General features: G+C 66.3%; 2 protein-coding genes. Both read left to right on the top strand.

What is annotated here, in order from left to right:
* Positions 1 to 152 precede the first annotated feature (152 nt).
* The gene (locus KAJ83_RS17610) at positions 153 to 2,180 is read left to right on the top strand and encodes a TolC family outer membrane protein (protein WP_210683433.1); all 2,028 of its coding nucleotides are present in this window, start codon (positions 153 to 155) and stop codon (positions 2,178 to 2,180) included.
* A 783-nt stretch (positions 2,181 to 2,963) separates the two neighbouring features.
* Positions 2,964 to 12,637, top strand: a 9,674-nt coding sequence (locus KAJ83_RS17605) for a T1SS-143 repeat domain-containing protein (RefSeq protein WP_210683432.1), incomplete at its 3' end; no start/stop codon positions are given.

Raw genomic sequence — 12,637 nt, 5'->3', positions numbered from 1 at the left:
CCGTTCTGTAGCGAGGAGTCCTTGGCTGCGCTTTCCGAGGGTCTCGGAGAAATGCGGAACGGGGCTTCGCCTATTCGGTGCAAGGATGGGTCCGGCGGTCCGTGAACGAAGGGCGGTATATGCGGGGGAACAGCCAGAAGGAGGCGCAGCCCGTGAGGGCGAGGCAGCCACGACGGCCGTTGCTTCTGCGCGCGCTGCTGGCGGGCACCGTGTTGGCCGCGATCCCGGTGGTCATGCCGGCTGGCGCGGTCGAGTTGACGGACGCGGTGCGCAGCGCGCTTCAGACCAACCCGGATGTCGGCATCGTCGCGGAGAACAAGCGCGCGGTCGAGTATGAACTCGAACAGGCCGAGGGTGGGTACTATCCCACCATCGATTTTTCCGCCTCTTCCGGCTATGAGCTGACCAAGGACAATTCGACCCGCAATCGTGAAAAGGCCGGCGGGGATTCCGATCATGTCGGCATGCCGGTCTATGACGCCAGCGTCAGCCTGGTGCAGCCGCTATTCGACGGCTTCGCCACGGACGCCGATGTCTCGCGGCAGGAAAGCCGCGTGGTCTCCGCCGCGCGGCGGGTTCGGGAGACGTCGGAGTTCGTCGGCCTCGACGCGATCGAGGCTTATCTGGAGTCCTTGCGCCAACGCGAGCTGGTGGCGATCGCCGAGGATAATGTCCGCAGCCATGAGCAGACGCTGGAACTCGTCGAGGCCAAGGCGGCCGGCGGTGCCGCGACGGTCGCGGATATCCAGCAGGCGCAGTCGCGCCTTGCCGCGGCGGAATCGACCTTGACCGAGGCCGAGGCCCGGCTGCGCGACGCGGACGCCACCTATGTCCGGATTATCGGTGAGAGTCCGGGGGAGCTTTATCGCCCGCAGCCACCGCTCTGGTCCTTGCCGAAGAGCCTGGACGGCGCGGTCGAGATCGCGTTGCGCAACAATCCCACGATCGCGGTGACCCGCGCCGATGTCGACACGGCGCGGGAGGAATACAAGACGAGCAAGAGCGCTTTTTATCCGACCGTCGATCTGGAGATGACGACCGACACGGCGCGCAATCAGGAGGCCGCGCGTGGCACCGATTACGGCGCGTCTGCCTTGCTTCGCCTGCGCTATAATTTCTATCGTGGCGGGCAGGATATCAATCGGCGCCAGGAGCTTATTCATCGGATCGCCGAGGCGCGTCAGCGGCACAATCGCGCCATGCGCCTGACCGAGGAGGAAATGCGCCTCGCCTGGAACGCCCTGACCGCCGCGCGCGACCGATTGCGCGCGCAGCGTCGCGAGGTCGAGGCGAACGACCGCGTGCGGCAGACTTATCGTCAGCAGTTCGATCTCGGCGGCCGTAATCTGCTTGAATTGCTCGATGCGGAGAACGAGTACTTCCTGGCGCGCGGTAATTTGGTGAGCTCGGAATTCACGGAACTTTTCTCCGTGTATCGTATTCTCGCGACCGGCGGTATTCTGCTGGCCGCCTTGGATGTGCCGCAGCTTGGCGCCGCGCGTTCCGAACTCGACCCCACGCCGCCGGATCAGATCGACCTCGAACGCCAATTGACGGCACCGCCGAGCGAGGGCGGTGTTGGGCAGGGTGGAGAAGGCGATCCGACCATGATGCCGGGGACGGGGGACGGCTTGCCAGCGCCGTCGGTCTATACCGAACCCGATGGTGGCGCGTCTCTCGACCCCAATGCCCCCTTGGACCCCAGCGCCCCACTGGACCCCAGCGCTCCGCTGGACCCCAATGCGCCCCTGGATCCGAGCGCTCCGTTGGACCCGAGTGCGCGGAACGACGATGGGTTCCCGGAGATCGCGCCGATCCGTCGTGTCAGCGAGGAGACCCGGGAAGCGAACGCGGCCGCGGGCCCTGTCCCGAACGGCGGCGGGGAGGAGGATCGCTCGGCGCATTTCACGTCGCTCGGCGGGCAGTCCGCCCCGCCGGTGTCCGACCTGAATGACGACAGCGCCCGGGATCCAGTGGGCACATGGGGTATGGGCGCCCCGGGCACGCCCAGCAAGGCGCCGCGCGCGCAGCTCCATGTTGACTCCCCTTCCAATGGAGCATCCGCGAGCGAGGCGGTGCGATCGGCGGATGCGCCGGCCGCCCGGCCCGACCGATCGGTGTCCAATGATGGCGCCGGGCGCCGGGCGCCGGCCGTGCCCTACGGCTTCTTCTCCGACTAATCCAAATCTTGTTGGTCACGCCCATGCGGATCGCGTTCGGCTTTCCCCTGAACGGACGGAGGCGGGCAGGAAGGGTGGCGCAGGCGATGCGGGGCATCGTCAAGCCGCGCTAACGCCCTCCGACGGCGTCACCCGTGCCTCGCGATGTCCCGCATCGCCACGGCACGCGCCCCTGGCCGAGAACCCGGGAGGGACGTCCGCATGGGGCATGATCAACAAGATTTGATATAAGCCTATCCGGCCCTTGCGCGTCCGCGTCCGCGTCCGCGTCCGGCAATCCGGCGCGCCTTACGCGGCGGTTCGGGATATCGGTTAGGAACATCGATTGGGAACATTGGAGGGGGCGGGTATCGCGGGTGTCGGGAGGCCGGAACATATAAAGCCGCGCCGGTACGACGTCGCGGCATGCCGGATGACCACCTCGCGCCAAGGGACGGTCCGGCTATGGCACGGGCCCGAGCATGCCGGCGGATGCTCGGAATCCGGAGGGAGGCACGGCCGGTAGAATAGCATATGTCTTTGGGAAGAATGGATAAACCATAAAATACTGCATTTTATATAAATAAGATATATATTTTAACATGTTTTTGTGGAAATCGAGGGCGTGTCCGGCATATTGTATGGTTGGATGACCTTGGGAGACGTGTGTCCAAGGTATTCCCCGGCCGCCGTTGGGGCGGTCGGGCAGGCGGCGGGAACGCCGTGAACGGACTTTCATGGGTCGGCCGATCGTTCGGGAAGGGACGGGAGGCGCAGCGACCCGGAAGCGCAAGGACGAGAGCCATGGCGGTTGACGGTCAGATTCCGAGCCTCGGATACCAGAACGGGGCGGATGACGCGTTCGACTACATCCCGGAAAGCAGCGAGGCCGCGGGCACCGCGATCTCGATCGCCGCGCCGCTCGGCGGCGGCAGCGAGGAGGTGCCGATCGCGCCGGGTCAGGCCCTGCGCCTCGACTTCGACGCGGGCGAGGCGACGATCTCCAGCACGCCGGATGCGATCACGCTTACCTTCCCGGGCGGCGGACAGGTCGTGCTGACATCGACGGAGCCGGGTGGCTTCACGGCGAATCCCCCGCTTCTTTTGACTCCCGACTCCGCCATCCAGGATGCCCAGGCGGAGCAGAACACGAACAATACCAACCCCTTCGAGATCGCCGCCAGCGATCCCGAGCTGGAGGGTCGCGCGATCGACGTCGAGCGTCCGGATGCCGGCGTCTCCGTCGAGATGCTGATCGAGCCGGGCCAGCCGCTGCGACTCAATTTCGACCTCGAGGAAGTCGAGGTCATCCAGACCGACAACAACATCATCCTGAGCTTCTCCGACGGCGGCCAGATCATCATGGGCTCGCTCGTCGACGCGGCCTTCTCCGACGCGCCGCCGATCCTGCTGCTGCCGGATGGAAGCCTGATGTCGTCGCAGGAGCTCATCGACATGGGCTCCAACATCGACGCGCTGGCCGATGCGCTGGCCGATACCAATACGGCCTCCGGTCAATCGAATGTCGGCCCGGTGACCAACTACGGCAACGGGTCGGGGGAATCCAGCCCGGGCAGCGAGGGCATCGGGGGCGATACCTCGCGCGGCGGCACGACGGGCTCGGGTGCGCTGCCATCCACGTCCTCGGGGGGGGGCTCGGGCCCCTCGACGATCTCCAACCCGCCGTCCGGGGGCATTACCCCGCCGCCGATCACGACCCCGCCGCCGATCACGACGGCGGGTCCGACGCCTCTGCCGAACCCGCCGGCGGTGCCGACGACGCCGCCCCTGCCGGCGCCGCCGAACGCCCTGGATGACGGGCCGGCGCTGACCGCCGGCGGCGCGAGTGTCGCGGAAGGCGGCAATTCGGTTTCCGGCAATGTCCTGGCGAATGATTCGGCCGGGTCGGGCACGGTTTCCGTGACCTCCTTCACCTATGTGGGCGAGAATGGCGCGGTTCAGACCGGAACGCCCGGCGTGCCGGTCGATACCCGTTATGGCCAGTTGACCGTGAACGGCAACGGCACCTGGAGCTATACTTCCGACCCGAGCGAGAACCATTCCGCGGGCACGAGCCTTACGGAAACCTTCACCTATACCGCGACCAACAGCGCCGGTCTGTCCGATAGCGCGACGCAGTTCATCGGCGTTTCCGACGGCGTGCCGACCGCGATCGACGATTCGGCGGTTTCCGTCGCGGAAGGCGGTGCGGCCATTTCCGGCAATGTCATGTCCAACGACGTGCAGGGACCGGACGGCGCCTCGCTCACCTTCTTCTCCTATACCGCGCCGGGCGGCGGCATCCAGGTCGCGCTGGCCGGACAGACGGTGACGACGCAGAACGGCCAGCTCACGGTCAATGCCAACGGCACCTGGAGCTATACGCCGGATGCCACCGTCGACAATAGCGGCGGGCCGGTTCCGGACGGGTTCACCTACACGATCACGGACGGCGACGGCGATTCCTCTTCCGCGACGCAGCCGATCCTGATCACCGATGTCGGCGTGCCGACCGCGAATGACGACGGGCCTGGTGCGGGCGATGGCGGCCAGTCGGTGGCCGAGGGCGTCAACTCGATCGACGGCAATGTGCTGACGAACGACAGCGCCGGCCCGGATGGCGGGCTGTCGGTCACCGAATTCACCTACACGACGGAAAGCGGCGCGACGGCGACGGCGGCGGCCGGCTCCACCGTCGATACGCAATATGGCTCGCTGACGGTCAATGCGAACGGCACGTGGACCTATGTGTCGGATGCGTCGGAGGATCATTCGGGCGGCGATCTGCCGGACAATTTCACCTACACGGTGTCGGATTCCGACGGCTCGACCGATACGGCGACGCAGTACATCACGGTGACGGACGGCGTGCCGCTCGCGGTGGACGATCCGACCGCCACGGCGGTCGAGGGCGCGGGCCCGATCACCGGTAATGTCATGGGCAATGACGATGCCGGCCCGGATGGCGCCACGGTCACCTCCTTCACCTATATGGACGAGAACGGCCAGCAGCAGACCGGCACGGTCGGCCAGGCGGTCGATACGCAATACGGTTCGCTGACCGTCAATGCGAACGGGAGTTGGAGCTTCACGCCCGATACCGGCATCGATCACACGAACGGGGCCGTCGCGGACGGCTTCAGCTACACCATCACGGATGGCGACGGTGACACCTCGACGGCGGAGCAGCCGATCGAAATTACGGATGGCCCCGGCCCGGTGGCCGAGGATGACGGGCCCGGCGCCGGCGATGGCGGGGCCACGGTGGTCGAGGGCGCGACCGGTATTTCCGGCAATGTTCTGGATAACGACGATGCCGGCGGCGATGGCAGCGTCACCGTCACCTCCTTCACCTATACGGACGAGAACGGCGCTCAGCAGACTGGAACGATCGGCCAGGCGGTCGATACGCAGTACGGCTCGCTGACCGTCAATGCGAACGGGAGTTGGAGCTATGTCCCGGACGCGACGGAGGATCATTCCGCCGTCAGCGCGCTTCCGGACAACTTCACCTACATGATCGCCGACCAGGACGGCGACAGCTCCAGCGCGACGCAGTATATCACGGTCACGGACGGGGTTCCGGTCGCGGTGGACGACACCCTCGTCTCCGTGGTCGAGGGCGGCTCCGCCGCCACCGGCAATGTCATGGGTAATGACGATGGCGGCCCGGACGGCGCCACGCTGACGAGCTTCACCTATATCGACGAGAACGGCCAGCAGCAGACGGTGGCCGCCGGCTCCACGGTCGACACGCAATATGGCTCGCTCACGGTCGGCACGAATGGGGATTGGAGCTTCACCCCGAACGACGGCATCGACCAGAGCGGCGGGCCGGTCTCCACGGGCTTTACCTATACGATCACGGATGGCGACGGCGATATTTCCAGCGCCCAGCAGCCGATCGAGATCACGGACGGCGGCGAGCCGATCGCCCGCGACGACGGCCCGGGGGCCGGCGACGGCGGGGCCAGCGTGGCCGAGGGCACGAACAGCGTCGGCGGCAATGTGCTGGATAACGACGACGCGGGCGCCGATGGTGGCCTCGAGGTCGTGAGCTTCACCTACACGGACGAGAACGGGGACGAGCAGTCGGCGTCGGCCGGTGACACGGTGAACACGCAATATGGCGAGCTGACGGTCAATGGCGACGGGACGTGGAGCTATACCTCCGACGCCAGCGAGGATCACTCGGGCGGGGATCTGCCGGACAACTTCACCTACACGGTGTCGGACGCGGACGGGTCGACGGACAGCGCGACGCAATACATCACGGTGACCGACGGCGTTCCGGTCGCGGTGGATGACGCGACGGTGTCGGTGGCGGAGGGCACGGGCCCGATCACCGGTAATGTCATGGGCAATGACGTCGAGGGTCCGGACGGCGCCACGCTGACGAGCTTCGGCTATACCGATGCCAACGGTCAGGCGCAGACGGCTGCCGCCGGGTCGACGGTGACGACGCAGTACGGCTCGTTGACGGTTTCGGCGAACGGCGATTGGTCCTTCACGCCGGTGGCGGATGTCGACAATTCCAACGGCAACCCGACCGACGGCTTCAGCTACACGATCACGGACGGCGACGGCGACACGTCGACGGCGCAGCAGGCGATCGAGATCACGGACGGCGGCGAGCCGATCGCCCGCGACGACGGCCCGGATTCCGGCGACGGCGGGGCCAGCGTGGCCGAGGGCACGAACAGCGTCGGCGGCAATGTGCTGGATAACGACGACGCGGGCGCCGATGGTGGCCTCGAGGTCGTGAGCTTCACCTACACGGACGAGAACGGGGACGAGCAGTCGGCGTCGGCCGGTGACACGGTGAACACGCAATATGGCGAGCTGACGGTCAATGGCGACGGGACGTGGAGCTATACCTCCGACGCCAGCGAGGATCATTCGGGCGGGGATCTGCCGGACAACTTCACCTACACGGTGTCGGATGCCGACGGCTCGACGGACAGCGCGACGCAATACATCACGGTGACCGACGGCGTGCCGGTCGCGGTGAACGACGAGACCGCCACGGTGGCGGAGGGCGCGGGCCCGATTACCGGCGACGTGATGGCGAATGACAGCGAGGGCCCGGATGGCGCCACGCTGACGAGCTTCGGCTATACCGATGCCAACGGTCAGGCGCAGACGGCCGCTGCCGGGTCGACGGTGACGACCCAATACGGCTCCTTGACGGTGAATGGCGACGGTACTTGGTCCTTCACCCCGGTGTCGGATGTCGACAATTCCAACGGCAATCCGACCGACGGCTTCAGCTACACGATCACCGATGGCGACGGGGATACGTCGACGGCCGAACAGGCGATCGAGATCACGGACGGCAATGCCGCGCAGATCGACGCGACCGATGCCACGGTGGACGAGGACGACCTGAGCGCGGGCAGCGATGCCACGCCCGAATCGACGACCGTCTCCGGCACGTTCACCCAAACCCATGGCACCGACGCGGTGACGGACGTGTCCTTCGCGGGCACGGTCGGGTTGCCGACGCTCTATTCCGACGGGGTGGAGATCACCTATGCGCTGTCGGGCGACGGCAAGACGATCACCGGCTCGGCCGGCGGCGATACCGTCTTCACGGCGACGATCAACGCGAATAACAGCGGCTACGACTTCACGCTTTCCAAGGCGATCGACCATCCGGCCGGCCAGGCGCAAAACAGCCTGACCCTGCCGTTCGACGTGACCGTCACGGATTCCGACGGCAGCACCTCGCAGGCGAGCTTCGATGTCTCGGTCGTCGACGACGTGCCGTTGGCCGCGGGCGAGCAGTCCCTGAATGTCAGCGAGGACGGCGGTTCCATCGGCACCGATTTCGGCGCGCCGAACCTGTTGGCGAACGACAATCTGGGCGCCGATGGCGGCGAGATCACCAGCTTCACCTACACCGACGACAATGGTCAGCAGCAGACTGGAACGGTCGGCCAGGAGGCCGATACCCAATATGGCAAGCTGACCGTCAATGCCGATGGTAGCTGGAGCTACACCGCGGACGAGGCGGCGAACCACGATGTGACGCCGCATCCGTTCGACAGCTTCACCTATACCGTGACCGACGCCGACGGCGATACCTCCGCCGGGACGCAGGGAATCCAGCTAACCGACGAGGGGCCGAGCATCGATGTCGATGGTGGCCTTGGCGTCGGCGGCGATTCCTTCGCGCTGGACGAGGATGATGTCGCCGGCGGGACGGACGGATCGGACTCGACGAGTGTCTCCGGCTCGCTGACCATCGACGGCGGGGCCGACGGGATCGGCGGGGTCTCGCTGGAAGTGCCGCAGGCGCTGCAGGATCTCAACCTGACCTCGGGTGGGCAGGGGCTCGTCTACACGCTGTCCAATAACGGCCAAACCCTGACGGCGACCGCGGGCGCGGGCGGCGATACGGTCTTCACGGTCGATCTGACGGAATCGGGCGGCCAGTACGGTTTCACCTTCAACTTGGAAGGCGCGCTCGATCACGCGAACGCGGCGGGCGAGAATGTTCTGTCCGGCATTCCCTTTGGCGTCGCGGTCACGGACACCGACGGCAGCACGGCCAGCGCGACCTTCACGGTCGATGTCGTCGATGACGTGCCGCAGGCCGCGGACGAGCAGACCCTGACCGTCTCCGAAGGGGGGCAGACCATCGGCACCGATGACGGCGCGCCGAATCTGTTGGCCAATGACGATCTCGGCGCCGACGGGGCGGAGATCACGAGCTTCACCTACACCGACGAGAACGGCCAGCAGCAGACCGGAACGGTCGGCCAGGCGGTCGATACGCAATATGGTTCCTTGACCGTTCATGCCGACGGCAATTGGAGCTATACGACGAATACCAGTGTCGATGGCGATGGGATGCACGATCCGTTCACCTATGTGATCACGGACGGTGACGGCGATATCGCCAGCGCGACGCAGGACATCACCATCGGCGATGGCGGGCCGGAGCTCGGCTTCCCCGGCGGCCCGGGCGACCCCTTGTCGGATACGTCCGACATCGCGCTGGACGAGGATGATCTGTCGCCCGGCGGCAGCGATCAGAGCGACGCCGTTTTCGTCACCAAGGATATCGCGGTCGATTTCGGCAATGACGGTCCGGCGGCGAACGCGCCCCTGGTGCTGGAGATTCCGGCCGCATTGACCGCGGCCGGTCTGACCGCGGGCGGACAGGCCATTACCTTCGCGCTGTCGGGCGACGGCATGTCGATCATCGGTTCCGCCGGTGGGGACGAGGTGCTGTCGATCACGCTCAATGGCGATCCGACGAACGGCTACAGCTATACCGCGACCCTCTCCCAGCCGATCGACCACCCGACGGGCGCGGGCGAGAATGTCATCTCCAACCTGCCCTTCACCCTGGTGGCGACGGACGGCGATGGGTCGGTCGCGCGCGCGGACATCACGGTCGATATCGTCGACGACGCGCCGGTCGCGAACGACGAGCCGGCGATCTCCATGACCGAGGCGGAGGGCGGCGTTGGTGGCAATGTGCTCCTCAACGACGCGATCGGCGCCGACGGAGGCACGGTTACCAGCTTCACCTATGCCGACGAGAACGGCCAGCAGCAGACGGTGGCCGCCGGCTCCACGGTCGACACGCAATACGGCCAACTCACGGTGAATGGCGACGGGTCCTGGACCTATACGGTCACGGATGATCTGGACAATGTGACAACCGCGCTGGAGGACGGCTTCGGCTATACGGTGACCGATTCCGACGGCGATACGGCGAGCGCCGTTCAGGCGATCTCGATCACCGACGGCGGTCCCCAGATCGGCTTCGCCTCGCAGCCCTTCGGCCAGCCCGGCGGCGGCAGCGTGGATGAGGATGATCTCGGCTCCGAGGTTGGGGACGGTGAGACCGGTACGGATGGAACCGGCGCGTCGTCCTTCACCCAGGCGATTCAGATCGATTTCGGCGACGATGGACCCGCCGCGACGGACCCGGTGCGCTTCGAGATCCCGACGGAACTCACGAACGCTGGATTGACCTCGGGCGGGGAGGCGTTGAGCTACAGCCTTTCCTCCGATGGATTGACCGTGACCGCGACGGCCGACGGTCAGACTGTCTTCACGGCGACGATCACGGGCGACGCCAACAGCGGCTATTCCTATAGCTTCGATCTGGTCCGCAATCTCGACCACCCGGCGGGTGCGGGCGAGAACGCGATCAGCGATATCCCGCTCACCGTCGTCGCGACGGATCTGGATGGGGACGAGGCGCGCGGCGACCTCGATATCCAGGTGGTGGACGATGTGCCGAACGCGCGCTCCGAAACACCGATCTTCGTTGGCGAGGGCGGCGCTACCATCGGCACCTCGCACGGCGCGGTGAATCTCTTCGCCAATGATGAATTGGGGGCGGATGCCGAGGGCGCGTCGCTCACCAGCTTCACCTATACCGATCAAAACGGCCAGCAACAGACCGCCGCCGCCGGCAGCTCGGTCGATACGCAATATGGCTCGTTGACCGTCAACGCGAACGGAACCTGGAGCTACACCGCCAATGGTGGGCTGGACCACGGTACCGCTTCGTATCTCGAGGACAGCTTCTCCTACACCATCACCGACAGCGACGGGGATACCGACACGGCCGTGCAACCGATCGCGGTCACGGATCGCGGCCCGACGGTCGATGTCGAGGGTGGTTTGGGCGCTCAGGGCGATGCCTTCACGATCGACGAGGACGATCTGACGAGCGGGTCGGACGGAAGCGACGCCACCAGTGTGTCCGGATCCCTGACCATCGACGGCGGCACGGACGGTCTCTCTGGCGTGGTTCTGCAGGTGCCTCAGGGGCTGCAGGATGCCAACCTGACCTCCGGTGGCGTGCCGCTCACCTATAGCGTCTCGCCGGATGGCCAGACGATCACCGGCTCCGCCGGCTCCGACACGATCTTCACGGTGACGCTCGGTGAATCGGGCGGCCAATATGGCTTCACCTTCGATCTTCAAGGGCGGATCGACCATCCGGACGGCGCGGGTGAGAACGCGATCACGAATCTGCCCTTCGAGGTGAAGGTTACCGACACCGACGGCAGCGAGGCGGTCGCGGGCTTCACGGTCGATGTCGTGGACGACGTCCCGCAGGCGATCGACGATGCGACGGTCAGCGTCGTTGAGGGCGGCAATACCGTCGACGGCAATGTTCTCGATAATGATGTCGAGGGCGCGGACGGGGCGTCGCTGACGAGCTTCGGCTACACGGACGCGAACGGTCAGGCGCAGACGGCGACGGCCGGGTCGACGGTGACGACGGCGAACGGGTCGCTGACGGTGAATGGGGACGGGACGTGGAGCTTCACGCCGAACGCGAGCGTGGACAACACGAACGGGGCCGTTGTCGACGGCTTCAGCTACACGATCACGGACGGCGACGGGGATACCTCGACGGCGCAGCAGGCGATCGAGATCACGGATGGCGGCGAGCCGATCGCCCGCGACGACGGCCCGGGTGCCGGCGACGGCGGGGCGAGCGTCGCGGAAGGCTCGAACAGCACGAGCGGCAATGTCCTGACGAACGACGAGGGCGGCGCCGACGGCGGGCTGACGGTTACGGGCTTCACCTACACGGACGAGAATGGCGACGAGCAGTCGGCGTCGGCCGGGGATACGGTGAACACGCAATATGGCGAGCTGACCGTCAATGGCGACGGGACGTGGAGCTATACCTCCGACGCCAGCGAGGATCACTCGGGCGGGGATCTGCCGGACAACTTCACCTACACGGTGTCGGACGCCGACGGCTCGACGGACAGCGCGACGCAATACATCACGGTGACGGACGGCGTTCCGGTCGCGGTGGATGACGCGACGGTGTCGGTGGCGGAGGGCACGGGCCCGATCACCGGTAATGTCATGGGTAATGACGTCGAGGGTCCGGACGGCGCCACGCTGACGAGCTTCGGCTATACCGATGCCAACGGTCAGGCGCAGACGGCTGCCGCCGGGTCGACGGTGACGACGCAGTACGGCTCGTTGACGGTTTCGGCGAACGGCGATTGGTCCTTCACGCCGGTGGCGGATGTCGACAATTCCAACGGCAATCCGACCGACGGCTTTAGCTACACGATCACGGACGGCGACGGGGACACGTCGACGGCGCAGCAGGCGATCGAGATCACGGATGGCGGCGAGCCGATCGCCCGCGACGACGGCCCGGATTCCGGCGACGGCGGGGCCACGGTGGCCGAGGGCACGAACAGCGTCGGCGGCAATGTGCTGGATAACGACGACGCGGGCGCCGATGGTGGCCTCGAGGTCGTGAGCTTCACCTACACGGACGAGAATGGCGACGAGCAGTCGGCGTCGGCCGGTGACACGGTGAACACGCAATATGGCGAGCTGACGGTCAATGGCGACGGGACGTGGAGCTATACCTCCGACGCCAGCGAGGATCATTCGGGCGGGGATCTGCCGGACAACTTCACCTACACGGTGTCGGACGCCGACGGCTCGACGGACAGCGCGACGCAATA

The sequence above is a fragment of the Marivibrio halodurans genome (genome assembly GCF_017963645.1).
In the GTDB taxonomy this organism is placed as follows: Bacteria; Pseudomonadota; Alphaproteobacteria; order UBA8366; family Aestuariispiraceae; genus Marivibrio; species Marivibrio halodurans.
This window is presented reverse-complemented; position numbering and strand designations above follow the sequence as displayed.